This is a genomic window from Actinotalea ferrariae (assembly GCF_019733465.1).
GTDB classification, from domain to species: domain Bacteria; phylum Actinomycetota; class Actinomycetes; order Actinomycetales; family Cellulomonadaceae; genus Actinotalea; species Actinotalea ferrariae_A.
The window spans coordinates 17305-35106 of sequence record NZ_JACVQL010000014.1 but is presented as its reverse complement, the minus strand read 5'-3'; the positions used below and the strand labels follow the sequence as shown (position 1 = coordinate 35106).

Annotated in this window: 20 protein-coding genes and 1 other RNA gene; 17 read left to right on the top strand and 4 right to left on the bottom strand. The window is 72.9% G+C overall.

The features are described 5' to 3' along the window. From ICW40_RS01275 to ICW40_RS01255, 5 genes are all read left to right on the top strand, one after another. A partial coding sequence (locus ICW40_RS01275) for an MOSC domain-containing protein (protein WP_221651987.1) occupies positions 1 to 598 on the top strand: 598 nt, incomplete at its 5' end. A gap of 106 nt (positions 599 to 704) precedes the next feature. Beyond that, a complete protein-coding gene (locus ICW40_RS01270) occupies positions 705 to 1889 on the top strand; it encodes a Nif3-like dinuclear metal center hexameric protein (protein ID WP_260458619.1) in 1185 nt (394 codons plus the stop codon). 16 nt (positions 1890 to 1905) lie between these two features. Further along, complete coding sequence (locus ICW40_RS01265) at positions 1906 to 2658, top strand: zinc ribbon domain-containing protein (RefSeq protein ID WP_221651985.1); 753 nt, start codon at positions 1906 to 1908, stop codon at positions 2656 to 2658. Next, positions 2655 to 3887, top strand: a complete 1233-nt coding sequence (locus ICW40_RS01260) for a bifunctional RNase H/acid phosphatase (RefSeq protein ID WP_221651984.1) — start codon at positions 2655 to 2657, stop codon at positions 3885 to 3887. Before ICW40_RS01265 ends, ICW40_RS01260 begins: the two co-directional genes overlap by 4 nt. Positions 3888 to 4006: 119 nt before the next feature. Next, positions 4007 to 6709: an MSCRAMM family adhesin SdrC gene (locus tag ICW40_RS01255; protein WP_221651982.1), complete on the top strand. Its 2703-nt coding sequence runs from the start codon at positions 4007 to 4009 to the stop codon at positions 6707 to 6709. A gap of 30 nt (positions 6710 to 6739) precedes the next feature. Here ICW40_RS01255 and ICW40_RS01250 read toward each other — a convergent pair whose 3' ends face one another. Continuing rightward, the gene (locus ICW40_RS01250; protein ID WP_221651981.1) at positions 6740 to 7525 is read right to left on the bottom strand and encodes a YaaA family protein; all 786 of its coding nucleotides are present in this window, start codon (positions 7523 to 7525) and stop codon (positions 6740 to 6742) included. A 74-nt stretch (positions 7526 to 7599) separates the two neighbouring features. Between ICW40_RS01250 and rnpB the strand changes: the two genes are divergently transcribed. Continuing rightward, positions 7600 to 7988, top strand: an RNA gene (gene rnpB, locus ICW40_RS01245) — RNase P RNA component class A. Positions 7989 to 8052: 64 nt separating this feature from the next. On the opposite strand, the gene ICW40_RS01240 is transcribed toward rnpB, so the two are convergent. From ICW40_RS01240 to ICW40_RS01230, 3 genes are read right to left on the bottom strand one after another with little or no spacing between them, the layout of a single operon-like run. Next, positions 8053 to 8496 carry a hypothetical protein gene (locus ICW40_RS01240; RefSeq protein ID WP_221651980.1) on the bottom strand — a complete coding sequence of 148 codons (444 nt, stop codon included), beginning with the start codon at positions 8494 to 8496 and terminating at the stop codon, positions 8053 to 8055. A 47-nt stretch (positions 8497 to 8543) separates the two neighbouring features. Then, entirely contained in the window at positions 8544 to 9644 is a 1101-nt protein-coding gene (locus tag ICW40_RS01235; protein WP_221651979.1) for a tyrosine-type recombinase/integrase, read from the bottom strand. Continuing rightward, positions 9619 to 10089: a helix-turn-helix domain-containing protein gene (locus ICW40_RS01230; RefSeq protein WP_221651977.1), complete on the bottom strand. Its 471-nt coding sequence runs from the start codon at positions 10087 to 10089 to the stop codon at positions 9619 to 9621. The genes ICW40_RS01235 and ICW40_RS01230 overlap by 26 nt, the downstream gene beginning before the upstream one ends. A 90-nt stretch (positions 10090 to 10179) precedes the next feature. Here ICW40_RS01230 and ICW40_RS01225 point away from each other — a divergent pair, with 90 nt between their 5' ends. The 11 genes from ICW40_RS01225 (at position 10180) to ICW40_RS01175 (ending at position 17787) form a co-directional block, all read left to right on the top strand. Continuing rightward, a complete protein-coding gene (locus ICW40_RS01225) occupies positions 10180 to 10380 on the top strand; it encodes a helix-turn-helix transcriptional regulator (RefSeq protein WP_221651976.1) in 201 nt (66 codons plus the stop codon). Beyond that, on the top strand, positions 10377 to 10958 hold the full coding sequence (locus tag ICW40_RS01220) for a hypothetical protein (RefSeq protein WP_221651974.1): 582 nt from the start codon (positions 10377 to 10379) through the stop codon (positions 10956 to 10958). Before ICW40_RS01225 ends, ICW40_RS01220 begins: the two co-directional genes overlap by 4 nt. A 5-nt stretch (positions 10959 to 10963) precedes the next feature. After that, the gene (locus ICW40_RS01215; RefSeq protein WP_221651973.1) at positions 10964 to 11158 is read left to right on the top strand and encodes a hypothetical protein; all 195 of its coding nucleotides are present in this window, start codon (positions 10964 to 10966) and stop codon (positions 11156 to 11158) included. After that, positions 11155 to 11499 (top strand): hypothetical protein, encoded by a 345-nt coding sequence (locus ICW40_RS01210; RefSeq protein WP_221651972.1) that lies wholly within the window; start codon positions 11155 to 11157, stop codon positions 11497 to 11499. Before ICW40_RS01215 ends, ICW40_RS01210 begins: the two co-directional genes overlap by 4 nt. Positions 11500 to 11901: 402 nt before the next feature. Beyond that, the gene (locus tag ICW40_RS01205) at positions 11902 to 12165 is read left to right on the top strand and encodes a hypothetical protein (protein WP_221651971.1); all 264 of its coding nucleotides are present in this window, start codon (positions 11902 to 11904) and stop codon (positions 12163 to 12165) included. Positions 12166 to 12186: 21 nt separating this feature from the next. After that, on the top strand, positions 12187 to 12984 hold the full coding sequence (locus tag ICW40_RS01200) for a hypothetical protein (RefSeq protein WP_221651970.1): 798 nt from the start codon (positions 12187 to 12189) through the stop codon (positions 12982 to 12984). 68 nt (positions 12985 to 13052) lie between these two features. Then, positions 13053 to 13292 carry an HNH endonuclease signature motif containing protein gene (locus tag ICW40_RS21725; protein ID WP_374199119.1) on the top strand — a complete coding sequence of 80 codons (240 nt, stop codon included), beginning with the start codon at positions 13053 to 13055 and terminating at the stop codon, positions 13290 to 13292. An 84-nt stretch (positions 13293 to 13376) separates the two neighbouring features. Continuing rightward, positions 13377 to 14834 carry a hypothetical protein gene (locus tag ICW40_RS01190; RefSeq protein WP_221651967.1) on the top strand — a complete coding sequence of 486 codons (1458 nt, stop codon included), beginning with the start codon at positions 13377 to 13379 and terminating at the stop codon, positions 14832 to 14834. A gap of 236 nt (positions 14835 to 15070) precedes the next feature. Continuing rightward, complete coding sequence (locus ICW40_RS01185) at positions 15071 to 15973, top strand: phage portal protein (RefSeq protein ID WP_221651965.1); 903 nt, start codon at positions 15071 to 15073, stop codon at positions 15971 to 15973. A 3-nt stretch (positions 15974 to 15976) separates the two neighbouring features. Beyond that, entirely contained in the window at positions 15977 to 17614 is a 1638-nt protein-coding gene (locus ICW40_RS01180; RefSeq protein WP_221651963.1) for a hypothetical protein, read from the top strand. Beyond that, positions 17611 to 17787 carry a hypothetical protein gene (locus ICW40_RS01175; RefSeq protein ID WP_221651962.1) on the top strand — a complete coding sequence of 59 codons (177 nt, stop codon included), beginning with the start codon at positions 17611 to 17613 and terminating at the stop codon, positions 17785 to 17787. Before ICW40_RS01180 ends, ICW40_RS01175 begins: the two co-directional genes overlap by 4 nt. The last annotated feature ends 15 nt before the right edge of the window (positions 17788 to 17802 follow it).

Sequence of the window (17802 nt, the reverse complement as noted above, 5' to 3'; positions counted from 1 at the left end):
CGTCGAGGTCGCGCTGTCCCGCGTGGGCACGGCGCTCCTGGCCGACGGCGCCGCGCACGCGTGGCTCGGCGACGCGCTCGGCCGGCCCGTCCGGCTCGTGTGGCTCGAGGACCCCCGGCGCCGGTCCGTGAGCGCCGAGCACGGCGGTCGCGAGGGCGACGTGCTGAGCCTCGCGGACACCGGCCCTCTCCTCCTGACGACGACGCCGTCGCTCGGGCTGGTCGACCGGTGGGTCGCCCAGACGTGGGCCGAGCGGTACGCCGCGTGCGGCGCGGCCGCGGGCTCGCGCCCGGCGCGGCTCGCGATGGCCCGCTTCCGGCCCAACGTGGTCGTCGACGGTGCGCTGGAGCCGTTCGGGGAGGACTCCTGGCAGCGGATCACCGTCGGCGACGTCGAGATGCGCGTGTCCGAGCACTGCGACCGGTGCGCCGTGATCGGCCTCGACCCCGCGACCGGCGCGCGCGGCCACGAGCCCCTGCGGTCGCTGGCCACGCACCGACGGCGCGACGGCAAGGTCTGGTTCGGCGTCCGGCTCGTGCCCGTGGGGACGGGCACGGTGCGCGTCGGCGACCCGGTGAGCGTGCTGCGCTCCCGGTAGCGTTCCGGTCGTGAGCGCCGACGACACGAGCACGGACGAGACCACCTCCGCCGCGACGAGCTCGGCCGGCACGATCGCTGCCGCGGCGAGCCCGGCCACGACGACGCTGACCCTCGCCGACGTCGTCTCCCTCCTCGACCGGCGCTACCCGCCCGCGACCGCCGAGGGCTGGGACGCGGTCGGGACCGTGTGCGGCGACCCGGCGCAGCCGGTCCGGCGCGTGCTGCTGGCGGTCGACCCGACGGCCGACGTCGTCGACGAGGCGATCGAGGTCGGCGCCGACCTCCTCGTGACGCACCACCCGCTGCTCCTGCGGCCCGTCCACTCGGTGGCCGCCACGACGTTCAAGGGTGCCCTCGTCCACCGGCTCGTCCGCGCCGGCTGCGCGCTGCACGTGGCCCACACCAACGCGGACGCCGCGGCCGACGGCGTGGCCGAGGCGCTCGCGGCCACGCTCGGGCTGGTCGACCTCGAGCCCCTCCTGCCGCTGCCCGGCGAGAGCCTCGACAAGCACGTCGTCTTCGTCCCGCTCGACGCGACGGAGCGCGTCCTCGACGCGATGAGCGACGCGGGTGCCGGCGCGCTCGGCGACTACAGCCGGTGCGCGTGGACCAGCACGGGCACGGGCACGTTCGTGCCCGGCGACAGCGCGGCCCCGGCGATCGGCGAGCGGGGGCGCGTCGAGCGCGTCGAGGAGGACCGGCTCGAGATGATCGCGCCCCGGGCCCGGCGGGCCGCCGTGGTCGCGGCGATGCGCGGGGCGCACCCCTACGAGGAGCCCGCGTTCGACGTGCTCGAGCTCGCGGTCCTGCCCGCGACGGCGGGGACGGGCCGGGTCGGGCGCCTCGACCCGCCACTGCCGCTGCGGGAGTTCGCCGAGCGGGTCGCCCAGCGGCTCCCCGCGACGGAGCAGGGCGTGCGCGTGGCGGGGGACCTCGACGGCGAGGTGGCGCGGGTCGCCGTCGTCGGCGGCTCGGGCGACTCGCTCTTCGACGCCGTCCGGCGCAGCGGCGCGGACGCCTACGTCACGGCGGACCTGCGCCACCACCCGGCGTCCGAGCTCCGCGAGCGCGCTGCGTTCGAGGCGCACGCCGCCGGGCGCGACGCCCGGGACGGGCGTCCGTTCCTCGTCGACGTCGCCCACTGGGCGAGCGAGTGGCCGTGGCTCGAGTCCGCCGCACGCGTCCTGCGCGAGGACGTCGCTGGGCGGGGCGCTACGGTGGACACCCAGGTCAGCACCCGGCGCACCGATCCCTGGACGGCCCGGATCGCCTCGGCCCCCCTGCCCTGACTCTCCCGGAGGACCCGTGACGACAGCTCCCGTCGCCGACCAGCTCAGACTCCTCGACGTGCAGGCGCTCGACACACGGCTCCAGCAGCTGACGCACCAGCGCCGCACCCACCCTGCGCACGAGCGCGCGACCGAGCTCGCCGCGCGCCTCGCGGACCTCCAGGCGGCGCTCGTCACCTCCCGGACCGCGGTGGGTGACCTGAGGCGCGAGGTCGCCAAGGCCGAGGCCGACGTCGATCAGGTCCGGTCGCGCGCGACGCGCGACCAGGCGCGCCTGGAGTCCGCCGCGGTGAGCGCGAAGGACGCTCAGGCGCTCACGAGCGAGATCGCCGCGCTCGCGCGCCGGCAGGCCGACCTCGAGGAGGTCGAGCTCGAGGTCATGGAGCGCCTCGAGGCGCACGAGTCGGCCCTCGCCGAGGTGACGAAGGCGCGGGACGAGGTGCTCGCCCAGCAGGAGCAGGCCGCCGCGCAGCTCGAGGGCGCGCTGGCCGAGATCGACGCCGAGGTCGCGCAGGTGACCGCGGAGCGCGCCCAGCGTGCCGAGGGCCTCGACGCCGGGCTCGTCACCCTGTACGACCGGCTCCGCGGCCAGCTGGGCGGCCTCGGGGCCGCGGCGCTGCGCGGGCGGCGCTGCGAGGGCTGCCGGCTCGACCTCAACCCGAGCGACGTCGCCAAGATCCAGGCCGCACCGCCCGAGCAGGTCGTCCGGTGCGAGGAGTGCGGGCGCATCCTCGTGCGCGGAGCCGAGGCGCGCGCGAGCGCGTCGTGAGCCGCCGCCTCGTCGTCGAGGCCGACGGCGGGTCGCGCGGGAACCCCGGACCCGCCGGCTGGGGCGCCGTCGTGCGCGACGCGCGCACGGGTGCGCTGCTCGCCGAGCGGGCCGGCTACCTCGGGTTCGCGTCGAACAACGTCGCGGAGTACTCAGGCCTCGTCGCGGGGCTCGAGGCGGCGCGTGACATCGACCCGGACGCGCACGTCGAGGCGCGGTTGGACTCGAAGCTCGTGGTCGAGCAGATGTCCGGCCGCTGGCAGGTCAAGCACGCGGACATGCGGCGGCTCTCCGAGCAGGCGCGGGCCGTGCTGCCCGCCGACCACGTGACCTACACGTGGGTGCCGCGCGCGCAGAACGCCGCCGCCGACGCGCTCGCGAACGAGGCGATGGATGCGCGCGAGGGTGTGTGGCGCGACCACCCGGAGGGACCAGCGTCCGACGACGACGCAGCGCCTGACGCAGCGCCCGACGACGAGGCAGCGCGCGACGACGCTGCGCCCGACGACGCGGTCGACCCGCAGGTGGGGCCCGGGCGCCCGGCGCGCGCCCGGCGGCCGTCCGGCGCGGCGATGCGGTTCGACGACGCCGAGCCGGTCACCCTCGTCCTGGTCCGGCACGGCGAGACGCCGATGACCGAGACCAAGGCCTACTCGGGCGGCGCGGTGCCCGGGCCGTCGCTGACGTCGACCGGGCGCATCCAGGCGGCGCGCGCGGCCGACACGATCTTCCGCATCGGTCGTCGGCTGTGGCCGGACGTGCCGCACCCGAGCGCGCTGCACGCGTCGCCGATGGTGCGCACGCAGGAGACCGCGGGTGCCGTGAGCCGCCGGCTCGGGCTGCCCGTCGTGGTCGACGACGCGTTCGCCGAGTGCGACTTCGGCGAGTGGGAGGGGCTCACGGCCGAGGACATCGAGGCCCGCTGGCCGGGTGACCTCAAGCGCTGGCACGTCGACGCCGCGTTCCGTGCACCGGCCGGCGAGTCGATCGAGGACGTCGGCGTGCGCGTGTCGGCCGGCCTCGAGCGCCTGCGCGACGGCGGCGTGGACCGGACCGTGGTCGTGGTCGCGCACTCGGTGGTCATCCGCGCGGCGATCGGCTCGACGCTCGGCGCGCCGTCGTCGGTGTGGGCGTCCGTGCGGGTGGGCCCCGCCTCGCTCACGATCCTGCGCCTGTGGGCGGACGGCGAGCGTGAGGTCACCGTCGTCGGGATGCCGACCGACATCTGACGCCAGCGCGTCGTCCGGCGTGGAGACCCGACCCGCCGGCCCCTTCCGGCGGGTGCCGTGCAGGAGCACCATGGGGCGTGCCCGGGCTGTGCACCGCGGGGGAGTGCGCCCGGTCGGGGGTGAGCGCAGTGCGCCAGGGCGTCGACGACGAGCGTGTCCGGGCCGAGCAGGTCCGAGCCGAGCAGGTCCGAGGCCGGCACCGCCGAGCCGCGCCACCGCGGCACCGCTGGGACGAGCGCCGACGACGTGCCGCACTCGTCGGCGCCGCGGCCCTCGTCCTCACCGGGGTCGTGGTGGGCCCGTCCGTCGCCGCGCCGCCCACGCTCGTCCTCACCTCCGCGACATCGGTCGACGAGCCGGGCAACGGCGCGTCGCAGGCGACGATCGGGGAGTCGGTGGCGCTCGCGGCGCGCTCGGCGCTGCCGCCGGGCACGGTCGACGCGGCCTCGGCGCACGTCAGCCTCGCCGACGGGCTGACCCTCTCCGACGAGGCCCCCGTGGTCACCCTGGACGGGGCGCCCCTGCCGGCCGGCTCGGCGGTCACGGTCGAGACCGACGGCGTCCGCGTGGAGCTCCCTACGGGGCACGACACCGGCGAGGGGCAGGAGCTCCTCGTGCGGGTGGTCGCGCGGGTCGCGGACGTCGCCGCCGCCACGCACGGCACGGTGCTGCACCCGAGCGTCGACGTCGTCGTCACGCCGACGGGTGGGTCGCCCGAGTCGGTGACCGGCGCCTGGAGCGTGCCGGTCGTCGAGCCCGACGTCTCGCTCTCGGTGAGCGAGGGCTCGCCGTACGGGTACACGTCCCCGGGCGACACGATCTTCTTCCACGTGAACTTCAACAACGAGGGGGCGACGGCGCACGACGTCGTCGCCGTCGTGACGCTCGACCCGGACCTCCACCCCACCGGGGAGGACGGGCCGCTCGAGGACGGCGAGGAGCTGCCGGCGGGCGGCGGGGTCTGGGACGAGGCGACGCGCACGATCATCTGGCACCTCGAGACGCTCGTCGGGTCGTGGTCGGCCCTCGCCCTCCTGGACGCCGAGGTCTCCCCGGGCACGGTTCACGTCCCGGCGCGCGTCGGCGGCCTTCAGCAGATCAGCGCGACGTCGCTCACCGGGGACGTGCCGGGCGAGCGCACCGCGGCCAGCCCCGCCGGGGGCGACCGGTACGACTCGACGACGACCTTCTCGGTCCCGTACGCCACGCCCGAGCCCGCGGGCAACGACCTCGCGCCGGACGTGCAGGTGTTCCCGGGCGACGAGCTCACCCTCACCGAGCACGTGGTCCTGCCGGCACACGTGACGACGAACGACGTGACGGTCCTCGACACCCTCCCGGACGGCGTCACCTACGCCGGGACGGACTCGGTGACGTGCACGACCCCGGGCTGCGACCTCGAGGCCGTGGAGCTCGCCCCGGACGGGCAGCGGGTCGGCTGGTTCCTCGGCGACCTGACCGAGCCCACAGCGCAGGCGCGCGTGGTCGTCGTCGTGTACCGCGCGGTCGTCACCGACGCCGTGGCGATCCAGCAGGAGCTCTGGTTCGACCCCAGGGTCGCGATGAACGCCGACGACGTGCTGGACGCGGTTCCGGCACTCACGCCTCCCGACGAGGCGTTCGACCACGTCGCGCGCGACCCGTTCTACGACCCGCCGTGGCTCTGGGTGAGTCAGCGCATGCCCGTGCCGACGGCGGCGCTCATGCTCCGGACCGCGATCGACGAGCCGGGGAACGGCCCCGGCGACGCGGTCGTGGGCGAGCGCGTCCGGGTCGAGGCCTCGGTCGGTCTACCCGCAGGCGAGATCCTCACCGCCGCGGAGGTGAGGGTGATGCTCCCGACCGGGCTCGAGCGCGCGAGCGCGACGTCGACCATCCGCCTCGACGGTGCGCCGCTGCCCGCGGGCTGGCGCGCGCGCGGCGTGCCCGGCGGCATCGTCGTCACGTTCGGGGGCGGCCACGCCACGGGTGACGGCCAGGCGCTGACGATCGCGTTCGACGCGCGCGTCGCGGACGTCCCCGAGGCCGCGGCGGGCGCCGTGCTGCCCGTCTCGCTCGACGTCTCGATCCGGGGCCGGGGGACCACGACGGCGCACGCCGACGCGTCGGTCACGGTGGTCGCGCCCGAGGTGCACGCCGTGAGCGGCCACGTGTGGTGGGACGCCGACGCCGACGGCGTCCGTGAGCGGACCGAGGCGGGTCTGCACGGCGTCGAGGTCCTGGTCACGGGCGCGGGCGGCGACGGTCTCCTCGGCTCGGGCGACGACGTCGTCGTGACCGCGACGACGGGCGCACGCGGGGCGTGGACTGCCGACGGCCTGCCCGACGGACCTACCCACGTCGCGGTGCTCGGCGACCTGCGCACGGGCACCGTCCCGACGGCCGACCCGGACGGCCCGGGGAGCCCGTGGGTGAGCGAGCTGACCCTCGCGGGCGCCGACGTCGCGGGGCTCGACTTCGGGGTCACGGGGACGGCGTCGGTCGCAGGCCGGGTCTGGGTCGACGTCGACGGCGCGGCGGGTGCGGGGGACCCTGGGGCGGGCGGCGTGCGCGTGGTCGTCGTGCACCTGGGCGCCGACGGCCTGCCGGGCGGCACCGACGACGTCGGCGTCCTGGTCCGGACGGCGCCCGACGGCTCCTTCCGGGCGGGCGGCCTGCCCGCCGGGCGGTACGTCGTGCGGGTGGACCCCGCGACGTTCCCCGACGGGACCGTCGCGTGGACCGACACCGACGGCGGCTCACCCGAGCTGACGACGCTCGTGCTCGAGCCCGGCGAGGGCCGGACGGGCGTCGCGTTCGGCCTGGCGCGCACCGGCCCCTGACGACCCGGCGTGACGTCGGCTGCGCCGACGTCAGCCGACGACGAGCTGGAGCTCGTGGGTCCCGGTGCGGCGGCCGGGGCGCAGGTCGGCGTCGAGGAGCGCCGTGCCGACGAGCTCGCCCGCGGCGTCGAGGAGCTGCTGGGGTGTGCCCGGCTCCGCGCCCGCGCGCGTGACGAGATGCCGCGTGAGCACGCCGCGCGTGTGCTTGGCCCAGTGGGAGACGACGGTGCGCCGCCCGGCCTCCTCGCGCAGCACGGTCACCCCGACGTGGCCGGGGCCGCCCGACGGCGTCCAGGCCGCCGCGTACGCGGCCGAGCGGCAGTCCACCACGAGCCGGTCGCGCGCGACGGGGTCGAGCTCGCGCGCGAGCGGCTCGCGCCACGACCGCGCGAGCGGTCCGACCCCCGACAGGTCGGTGCCCATCGAGAGCCGGTACGCGGGGATCGGGTCCGACGGCGTGACGACGCCCCAGAGCGCGGAGACCACGCGCACCGTCCGGTCGGACCGGCTGCGCGCGTCGTCGTCGGGCAGGTCGTCCAGGCGAGCGGCGCCGAACAGGACGCCGGTGTACACGTGGCGGGCGGGGGCCGTCGGTTCCGCGCGCAGGCGGGTGTTGCGCGCGACCTCGGGTGCGAGCGAGGCACCGGCCCCCAGGACGTCGAGCGCGTCGGGGCGCCGGCTCGCGCGCACGAGCGCGGTGAGGACGCGGCGGCGGTGGGCCGTGAGGCGGCGACCGCCGCTCAGCGCGCCGAGGTCGAGGGGTGCGCCGTCCACGGGGGCCGTCTTGCCCTCGGACGGCGGGAGGAGCACGAGCACCGGAGCAGGTTAGTCGGGCTGGGGAAGGCGTCCGTGCCGGCGGGGCGTCCGGCACGGGTAACGTTGGTCACGGATGAGTCGGCCAGGCGGTCGCGTCACCGGGAGACCGGTGCCGAGGAACGTCCGGGCTCCGCAGAGCGAGGTGGTGGGTAACACCCACCCGGGGCGACCCGCGGGACAGTGCCACAGAGAGCAGACCGCCTCGTGGATCGGCCTCGGCCGGACCACGAGGTAAGGGTGAAACGGTGGTGTAAGAGACCACCAGCGCACCGGGCGACCGGTGCGGCTAGGTAAACCCCACCTGGAGCAAGGCCAGACAGGGAGCGTTCGAGGGCTGCTCGCCCGAGCTCCCGGGTAGGCCGCTGGAGGCGTGCGGCAACGTACGTCGTAGATGGATGGCCGCCACCCGCACCGGGGCAACCGGGTGCGGGGACAGAACCCGGCGTACCGGCCGACTCATCCGCTCACGATGCCGTGACCTGCAAGAACGGGAGAGAGTGGCGTCCGCGGTCCGCGAGGAGTCCGCATCAGTCGCCGGGAATCGCCGGCCACGGGTCCGGGCGAGCGCACTCCAGGTCATCGACACTCACTCCGAACGCCTCCGCGATGTCGGGAAGCTGCCGAGCGATGTCGGCGTCGTCCGCCGCCAAGATCCGTGCGACTGGCTCGCCATTGAGGGCGACGGCGATCCAGCGATGAAACGACGTCCCGCCCGCGACCACAACGCCACTGCCTGCGTGATCTGCCTCGACCGCAGCTTCACGAAGCAGTCCGACGATGTGTTCATGGAACCCCCGCTGCTCCTCCGCCGAGGCGGTCGGCACCATGTCCTGGACCTCGAGGTACTGCCGACCATCTGGATCAACCCACGTTGGGTCGACACGGACGGGGTACCCGCCCGCCTCCAGGGCTCGCACTACGGCGCCAACGTGCTCAGGCGCGGCACGCAGCGTCATCGTGATGGTTCGCATGGCAGGTACCTCCGATGGGGGCTGCAGGACGGGGCATGTTGCGGTCGCTAGAGCGCGCGCTCGCTCGGCACGGTGGTGGTTGCCGTGCCGAGCAGCACGCTATCCACGGCCTCTCGCGTGCGGTCGTCGGAGTCCGGCCACAGGTGGCTATAGGTGTCTAGCGTCTCGACCGCCGACGCATGCCCTAGCCGCTCTTGCACCGTCTTCACCGACTCCCCGTGCCGAATGAGCAGGCTCGCGTAGTAGTGCCGCAAGCCGTGCGGGACGAGGCCTTCGATCCCTGCCTCTGTGACGGCGGCGCGCCAGATGTCGCCGAAGGTAGAGCGGCGCAGCGGGCGACCCGTTGCGGTCCGGAACACGAGCTCGTCGGGCGCAGCCGGGAACACCGCAAGATGCGCGGCGAGTGCGTTGACGACGACCTGGGGGAGCGGCACGATCCTGTCGGACGACTCGGTCTTCACGGGACCAAGGAACGGCTCACGACCCGCCACGGTGACGAGCTGTCGGTCGACGATGACCCGACGTCGCAGGAAGTCGACTCGGTCAACCGTCAGGCCGAAGACCTCACCGGGGCGCATGCCCGTGCCGGCCGCGAGGATCACGAGCGCGCGGTAGCGCTCGGGCATTGCCTCGGCGAGCCGCTGCACCGCCTCCGTCGAGACCGGTACCACCTTGGCTCTACGGGGCTTCGGGACCGACACCCCCGCGCACGGCGACGAGGCGATCCGCCGGTCCAGCACCGCGGCCTTGAACACCGCAGACAGGTGCCGGTAGATCACCGAGACCGTCGCGGGCTCGAGGTCCACAGACAGCCGGCGGACGAGTGCCTTGAGGTCTGACGGCAGGATCGTCGACAGCGGACGGTCGCCGAGCGACGGGTACACGTGCCGGCGGAAGTGCCGCTCGACCTGCTCTCGGGTCGACGGCCGGTGTGCCTGGTTGGCGCGCCACTGCTCGGCGTACTCGCGCAGCGTGATCTTCCCGGCCGTCGGGGCGACGTACTGCCCTGTGACGACCGATGCCGTGACCTCGTTCAACCACCGCTGCGCGTCGGTCTTCCGGTCGAAGTGGCGGGCGTGCTCCTTGCCCGCCTCGTCGCGGTAGCGGGCCCGCCACTTGCCTTCAGGGCGCTTCTGGATCGATGCCATCGTGGGTACCCGTCTCTACGGCAAGCCGAACCTTCTCGACGAGCTCAGCACCTTGGTCGAGAGCCTCCTGGGACGGTCCGAGGTTGACGTCACGGCGCCCGTTCACCTTCTCGACGAGAAGTCCTAGGGCCATGCGAGCGATGTGGTAGTCGCCGATCGCACGTTCTAGCGCGTGCGCGCTCTCGCGGACCTTGCGCGCGCCCATCGTCAACATCATCTGGTAGTCGAGAGCGATCAGATCCTCGATCTCACATTCGAGGAGGCCAGCCAAGTCGACGGCCTCCGCGAGGCGCAGAGGCCGCTCGCCCTGCTCAACACTCCAGACCGTCGCCTGCGACCACTTCCAGCCTCGGGCGCGCATGGCGTCCGCCAGGGCCGCCTGCGACAGCGGGCCGCGCAGCCTGACGACGTTCTCGCCGATCGCCTTGTCTCTCGGACTGTCCATGGCGCGACCTTACACGCGTTGGTAGTTGCGTGTAACTAGGGACTCTGGTCTACTGGAAATCACAGTCAGCCACGACAAGGAAGGCATGTGATGACGGCACGGTTGCTCACGCTCGACGAGACCTCGGCCCGCACTCGCGTACCCGTCGCCAGCCTCCGCTGGTACCGCGCTCGCGGCGAGGGAGGCCCGAAGAGCTTCAAGGTCGGCCGGCGGGTGATGTACCGCGAGGACGACGTCGAGGCGTGGCTGGAAGAGCAGTACCAGGCCAGCGACACCCGGGACGCGTCGTGACGATGTCGACGCCGAACGTGAAGAAGCCCGCGCAGTCGTTGGCGCGACCCGCGGGCGTGACTCCTACCCCATCCCAGGAGCAGAAGATGAACACCACCGTACAGCCAGCCCCCGACACGGTCGAGGGCGACACGGTCCTCGCCATGTGCAACCAGTGCGGCACCACCCGCACCGCGAAGGCGCGCGCCAAGATGGCCGACCTGCGCTGCGCCACATGCGACCGCGCAACACGCCACGCCCGCCCGTTCAACGCTGGCGAGGACTACCGCGAGTGCCTCAACCAGGAGACGCTGCGGCTCTCCGTCGACGACAAGCTCGACGCCTTGCGTGCCCTCGGCGCGGAGGTCTACGAGAGGGACGGCCAGCCCGGCGAAGACGGCCGCCGCTCGATCGTCTCCGTTCACTGGCTCCCGGAGACCGGAGAGATCGACGTCTTCGTGTACCCGCAGGCGCCAGCACTCGAGAAGACCCTCGACGCCGTCCTCGCCTGGGTCGCCGTCCCCGGCGAGCAGCGGTGGTTCATCAAGATGCGTGACGGCGAGGTCTACGCGGTCGCGACGTGGGCGACCAAGCGATGAGGGACATGACCGCGAACGCGGCGATCGCCGGCAGCCGCTTCCACAAGCCACCACACCCGCCAGAGTGCTGGGTAAACGGGGGACCCAGGCACCACGGCGTGCGCGGTTTCCGGTGCCAGCGCTGCCGCGACGACCGGCAGGGCGACGACATCGCCGAGCTGCTCGTGCGCCTCGACCGGTTCGACAGGAGCGCCCGATGATCGTGACGATCGAGTGGGAACCGTGGGACGAGATCCCCAAGCCGTACCAGGGCCCGAAGCGAGGGGTGTACGTCGCCGTCGACTACCCGGCAGAGGGTCAGACGATCACGGCCTGCCACGACTGCCTGTCGTGGGAGGCGCACGTCGACATCATCGAGAGCCCCGCGGGGACCGGTCCCGAGCTCGTCGTCCGCGAGTGGCACCGCGAGGACTGCGACCTCCTCCAGATCATCCGCAGCGGCGTCTGCCACGGACGGCTCGAGCCGGGCGCGTACTGCGCACGGTGCGGCTCGTACAACGCCGACAAGGAGCCCGTGCCCACCGAGGGCGAGGAGGGATGAGCGATGGCGCCCCGGCGCTCTCGAAGCTCTCCTGGCAGAAGAAGCTCCGGGGCGCCGACCTCACACACGCGGAGTACCGCGTGCTCATGACCATCGCGTCGTACACCGACAAGCACCTGGGCAACGCCCACCCCGGCTGGGCGCGGATCGCCGCCGATGCCTGCGTGCGCGAGAAGACCGCCAAGGACGCCGTCCGCGCCCTGATGACCAAGGGCTGGCTCAGGCTCACATCGGCTGGCGGGAACCAGTACGGCAAGGGCGTCGCGAACACCTACGCGCTCACCGTCCCCGCTATCAACAAGGGGGGCGGCGACCGTCCCCCTTCGGGGCTTGACGGCGACCAGGGAAGGGGGGCGGTGGACGACCCAAGGGGGGGCGGTAGACGACTCTCGAAGGGGGGCGGTGAGCGCCCCCCCATCAGGAAGTACTTCCATCAAGGGTCAAGTTCTTCATCATTCCGTCGTCCAAGGCCAACGGGTCCACGCCGAGGCGCGGACGCCCGACTGGGACGAGATGACCGAAGACGTCGAAGCACTCGAAGCCTGGCTGGAGAACGAGCTCGGAGGACTCGGTGGCGCCGAGTACTCCGCCGTTCTCGGCATGTGGGAAGACCAGTGCCACCCGCTGACGATCCTCAACACCGTCCGATCGCGGCGCGCCGCATGAACGCAGGAGGTTGACACAGACGTGGCCGAGCACAACTGGCGCGAGCTCCTCGACGACCCCGAGGTCGAGCGCATCGTCGGCAAGGTCAGTCGCATCGAGGGTCGGCGCATCTACCACCACCCCAACGACGCCCTCCTCCTCGACGACCTCGAGTCGTACCTCTGGGACGCCAGCGTCCGCGTCGCCGAGAAGGCCGACTTCGCGCCAGCCGACCCGCACTGGTACGCGTGGCTCTACGCCGGCCTCCGCATGATCGCCACACAACACCGCAGCAAGACCGTCGGCGAGTACGGCTCCCACCAGCAGCGAGCCCGCACTCGGGGGATCCTCAGCATCGACGCAGAGATGGAGCACCACGCCGAAACCGGAGGCGGCCACAGCCTCTTCACGCGCCAGCTGACAGCCTCCGACCCGCTCGCCCACATCCTCCACGTCGAGCAGCTCGAAGCCGCGATCCGACGTGCAGCCGCTGCCACAGCGCGCGGAGGTGCCTACATCACCATCACCGAAGACGGGTGCAGCGAGCCCCTCTGCAACCAGCCCGCCGTCACCACCGGCCGATGCCAGAAGCACTACGCCCAGCACCGAGCTCACTGGGTAGTAGAGACCTGCACCATCACCGACTGCACCAAGCCCATCCAGGCGCGAGGACTCTGCGGCGCCCACTACTTCCACGCTCGCAAGGCGAACGCCGACGCGTGGCAGGCGCAACGAGAGACCCCGCGGGGGTGCGCCATCGAAGGCTGCACCCGACGCCACAAGGGGTACGGCTACTGCCGCCTCCACCTCGACCAGGCTCGCCGCCGAGGTGAGCTGTGAGCGGCTGGTCCGGGCGCAAGGTGACCACCGCCCGCGCCCACTGGCGAGCCCGCATCCACGCCCAAGGCATGTGGCCCTGCGCACGCTGCGGACGACCCATCACCCTCGCCATGAAGTGGGACGTCGGCCACATCCTCGACCGCGCCCTCGGCGGCAGCGACGACCTCACCAACACCAGGCCCGAACACTCCCGCTGCAACCAAGCCGCCGGCGGACAACGCGGCGCCGCCATCACCAACGCACGACGAGCCGCGACCAACCCGCGCGCGCTCCCGCCAGCTCGAGACCGAGGGATCCGAGGAATCTGATGATCGTTTTTAGGTTGGGCTTGACAGCCCACGGTCCCCGTCCGCTCTCTTTCTCTCCCCGTCCGTCGCGATCGGAGGCCACCGGTGGCTGAGCCGACTCATCTGTCCGAGATCCCTGCCGACACGGACGTCTCCGCCTACGAGCGTGGGTTGCAGATGCTCGGGCAGGCGCCGACGGTGCAGGGCCGTGTCCTGGCCGGCGTGCTCGAGGCGAAGTGCTCGGACGGGACGCCGCTGTACCCGACGGTCGGCGTGCTGATGCCGCGGCGGTCGACGAAGACGACGACGTTGTGGGCGGTGCTGCTGGGTCGGTGCGCGCTGATCCCCGGCTACCGGGTGGTGACGACCGCGCAGGATGGCACGCGCGCGGGGAACATCATGCGGGAGCGGATGCGCGAGCTGGAGGCGCACGGCTTCGAGGAGGGCATCGGGCAGCTGCGGTGGTCGAACGGCCGCGAGCGCATCGAGTTCGACAACGGCTCGGTGATCTGGGTGGTGGCCCCCTCGGCGGGCGCGTTCCGGTCGGAGGCTGCTGACGTCGAGCTGTTCGACGAGGCGGGGGAGTTGTCGGTCGAGAAGTCCGCGGACCTCCAGGCGGGCGCGCTGCCGCTGCTGGACACGCGCCCGATGGGGCAGGCGATCGTGGCGGGGACGCCGTCGAAGTCGCGTGCGGGTCTGCTGTGGCAGACGCTCCAGGACGGGCGCGGCGAGCAGCCCGAGGACGAGGAGCTCACGGGCATCGTGGACTACTCGATCCGCGACGACGAGGAGGCGGTGGACCTCGACGACGAGGGCAACCTCATCGGCCTGAACGAGGCGGTACTGCTGCGGGTGCACCCGGGTCTGACGCCGGACGCGGACGGGCGCACGCTGACGACGTTGCGCAAGATGCGTGCGCGGTTCAAGGCGATGGGCCGCGCGCAGTTCGAGCGCGAGTACCTGTGCCGGTTCCCGATCGACGCCTCCACCGATGCCATCGCGTCGGCGCGCTGGGCCGCTGCGAAGGTCGAGCGGACCGAGCGTCCCGAGCGGGTGGGAGTCGCGTTCGACTGCGCCTACGACTCGACGTCGGCCTCGATCGTCTACGCGTGGCGCGACGAGGACGGCAACGCCATGGTCGAGGTCGTCGCGCACGAGCTCGGCACGGGGTGGGTCGCGGCTGCGGCGCACCGCGCGGCGCGGGTGACCGGGTGCCCTGTGGCGCACGACGACATCGGCGCGAACCGCGACCCAGCCACGGCCCTCGCACGGCTGCGCAAGCCGACGCCGAAGGTCGAGCGGCTGCAGATGAAGGACATCATGGGCGCCGCCTCGCGCCTGGTGAACGAGGTCAACGCCGGCCGGCTGCGGCACTTCGGCCAGGACGACCTCGACGCCGCGGTGGGCAACCTGACCTGGAGGGACGTCTCCAAGTCCGGGCGCGCGTTCGGGCCGAAGGACTACTCCGGTGCGCCGATCAGCCCGATCGTGGCCGCGTCGCTGGCGCTGTGGTCCTACGACCGACGGCCCGAGCGGAAGCGGCTCGCTATCGTCGCAGCATGATCTGACATACCGTCAGCATCTTCCTGACACGCCGTCAGATAACGAGTAGACTGTGCGTCGTGGGGCTGCTCTCGTGGCTCCGGTTGGCATCAGCCGTCGACCGGTATGCCGAGACAAATCAGGCGTCCCGAGCCCTGGCATCCCCGTTCGCAGGCGAGTCCCACCTCGCACCGGCGATCAACGTCGCCGCTGACGTGTTCGGCCTTCAGGTAGTCGCGGTGACGCGCGCGGAGGCCATGAGCATCCCTGCCGTCGCTCGGGGGCGGCACCTGATCGCGGACGTCCTCGCCCGGCAGCCCCTCGTGGCGTACGGGAACGACGGCGTGCGCCTCGCGGAGCAGCCGGCCTTCCTGACGCGGTCGGCGTACTTCCCGCCGCGCCTGCGCACGCTCTGGACGATCGACGACCTGATCTTCTACGGCTGGTCGCTCTGGCTCCTCGACCTCGGCGCTGCGGACGCCCGATCCGGTCGTGCGCCGATCCTCGACGCCCTGCGAATCGACCCGACGAAGTGGCGCCAGGTCGACGGTCAGATCGTCGTGAAGCTCGGCGGCAAGGACCAGGTCATCCCACCCGGCACCTACCTGCTGATCCCCGGCCTCGACGAGGGGCTCCTGCGGTCAGGCGCGCGCACCATCCGCGGCGCTCGCCTGCTCGAGGAGCGATGGTCCGCCCGCGTGAAGAACCCCGTGCCCGTCACCGAGATCCGGTACACGGGTGAGGAAGACCTCGACGAGGAGGAGATGCGCGACATCCGCGCCTCCTACATCGCCGCCCGTGCCGACGATGACGGGACGGTCATGGTCACCCCCCGCGGGTTCGAGGTTCACGCCCACGGCGACCAGGCCCTCGAGCTCTTCGTCCAGGGCCGCAACGCCGTCTCGCTCGACATCGCCCGCTTCCTCGACATGCCGGCGTCGCTCATCGATGCGTCACAGGTCAACGGCTCGTCGATCGACTACGAGAACAACGCGATCGGGCGGAGCTCGTACTACGACCTGACGCTGCGCTCGTGGGCGCTCCCGCTCGAGGAGGCCCTGTCCCAGGACGACGTCCTGCCCCGCGGCCAGTACGTGCAGTTCGACCTGTCCGCGCTCGCCACGCCTGACGCCGGCACCGGTCCGGCACTGGAGGACTGACCCATGACCACCATGCAGATCGCCGGTCGCCTCCTCGCGGCCGACGCCGGCGCCCGGACGCTGACCTACCGCCTCCTGCCCTACGGCGAGGGCCGCACGAACCGCGGCAAGGTGCTCGCCTCACGGGGCTGCGTGACCCTGCCGGACGACCCGGGCGTGCTCCGCCTCAACGACCGACACATCGCCGGGCGGGACCTGGCGACCGGCACCAGCCTGGAGTGGGGCGAGGAGGCGCTCATCGCGTCCTTCCACGTCCATGAGGGTCCCGCCGGCGACGCGCTGCTCGAGGAGGCGGAGCAGGCGAAGACCAACCCGACGCCCGGCGTGGAGCTGCGCGCGTCCGCGTCCGTCGAGGTCGACAACCCGATCATCCGCGCGGGGAAGCTGCTCGGCGGCCTGCTCACCGGCGCCGCTGCCGTCGTGCGCCCCGCGTTCGACGGCGCCACCCTGCTCGCCGCCGACGCCGGGGACCTGCCCGAGGGTCTCGCCGAAGACAGCAGCACGCAGTCGGAGTCCGTCGAGGAGATCACCGTCGACGGTGTGACCTACGTCCGCAAGACCACCAGCACCTACAAGACCGAAACCACCCCGAAGGACGCACCCGAGGGGGACGACGCCGAGCAGTCGGCAGAGAGCGAGACCGAGATGGGCGAGACCCTCACGGCTGCCGCGGCGGCCGGCCTGACCCAGACCCCCCACGGCGGCGGCAAGCCGACGAAGACCGCCGAGCAGGTGTTCCGGCTGCTGGCGTCGTCGTTCAAGAGCGGGGGACAGGACAAGCTCCTCGCCGCGCTCGCAGACGTCACGCACGACGACGGCGACAACGACGGCGACGGCCTCGGCGAGATCACGGCCGCGCCCGAGTGGCTCGGCGAGGTCTGGGCCACCGTGCCCTACGCCCGCAAGTGGATCCCGCTCGTCGCCACCGCGCCGCTGACCAGCTACCGCCAGAAGGGCTTCCACTTCGGCACCAAGCCGCTCGTGCAGAAGTACTCGGGCAACAAGGCCGCGATCCCCACGAGCGGCATGACCGCGACGCCGGTCGACTACCTCACCGACCGGTGGGCACACGGCGCCGACCTCGACCGCCGCTACATCGACTTCGGCGACAGCGACGTGCTCCGCGCCTTCGTCGAGGCGCAGGTCGAGTCGTACCGCAAGGAGACGGACCTCGACACGCACGACGGTCTGTTCGACCTCGCCACGACGTTCACGCCCGGCACCGTGCCGACGGGCGTGGACGCCGGTCTGGCGGCGCTCGTCGACGGGTCGCTCGACCTCATCGGCCGGGACCTCAACCCGTCGTTCGCGATCGTCGGCAGCGACCTGTACCGCAACCTGCTCTTCACGCTCGAGCAGAAGGGCCTGAAGTTCCTCACGATGGCCCTGGGGCTGGAGGAGGGCCAGCTCGACGGCTTCCGGATCCGTCCGTCCGGTCGCGCGAGCGCTCTGGGCAAGGTGCTCGTGGGTGACGGCGCCACCGTGGTCTTCAAGGAGTTCGGCGGCGGCACGCCGGTGCGCGTCGAGGCCGAGCACGTCGCCAACGGCGGCCGAGACCTGGCGGTCTTCGGCTACACGAGCCTCCAGGACCGCACCCCGTCCTCGGTGGCCGGCGTCGTCGTCGCGGACCTGGTCGCGTGAGCCGGCCCCGCGGCCAGCGCGCCGCCACCCGACCGGCGAGCGACACGCCCGTGACGTCCGCGCAGTCGCGCGAGGCAGCTGTCATGGCCGTGCAGGGCGAGACGGACGAGCGGATCGCAGAGCACCTCGGCCTCGACGTTGAGGCGGTCCGCGCCGCCCGCCAGGCCGACTGAACGCTTGGGGGAGGA

What these genes read in the sequence shown, in the direction of transcription:
- ICW40_RS01240 (WP_221651980.1), bottom strand. Translation starts at nt 8,496, where the DNA reads ATGCGAACCATCACGATGACGCTGCGTGCCGCGCCTGAGCACGTTGGC.
- ICW40_RS01235 (WP_221651979.1), bottom strand. Translation starts at nt 9,644, where the DNA reads ATGGCATCGATCCAGAAGCGCCCTGAAGGCAAGTGGCGGGCCCGCTAC.
- ICW40_RS01230 (WP_221651977.1), bottom strand. Translation starts at nt 10,089, where the DNA reads ATGGACAGTCCGAGAGACAAGGCGATCGGCGAGAACGTCGTCAGGCTG.
- ICW40_RS01225 (WP_221651976.1), top strand. Translation starts at nt 10,180, where the DNA reads ATGACGGCACGGTTGCTCACGCTCGACGAGACCTCGGCCCGCACTCGC.
- ICW40_RS01215 (WP_221651973.1), top strand. Translation starts at nt 10,964, where the DNA reads ATGACCGCGAACGCGGCGATCGCCGGCAGCCGCTTCCACAAGCCACCA.
- ICW40_RS01210 (WP_221651972.1), top strand. Translation starts at nt 11,155, where the DNA reads ATGATCGTGACGATCGAGTGGGAACCGTGGGACGAGATCCCCAAGCCG.
- ICW40_RS21725 (WP_374199119.1), top strand. Translation starts at nt 13,053, where the DNA reads ATGTGGCCCTGCGCACGCTGCGGACGACCCATCACCCTCGCCATGAAG.
- ICW40_RS01185 (WP_221651965.1), top strand. Translation starts at nt 15,071, where the DNA reads ATGAGCATCCCTGCCGTCGCTCGGGGGCGGCACCTGATCGCGGACGTC.
- ICW40_RS01180 (WP_221651963.1), top strand. Translation starts at nt 15,977, where the DNA reads ATGACCACCATGCAGATCGCCGGTCGCCTCCTCGCGGCCGACGCCGGC.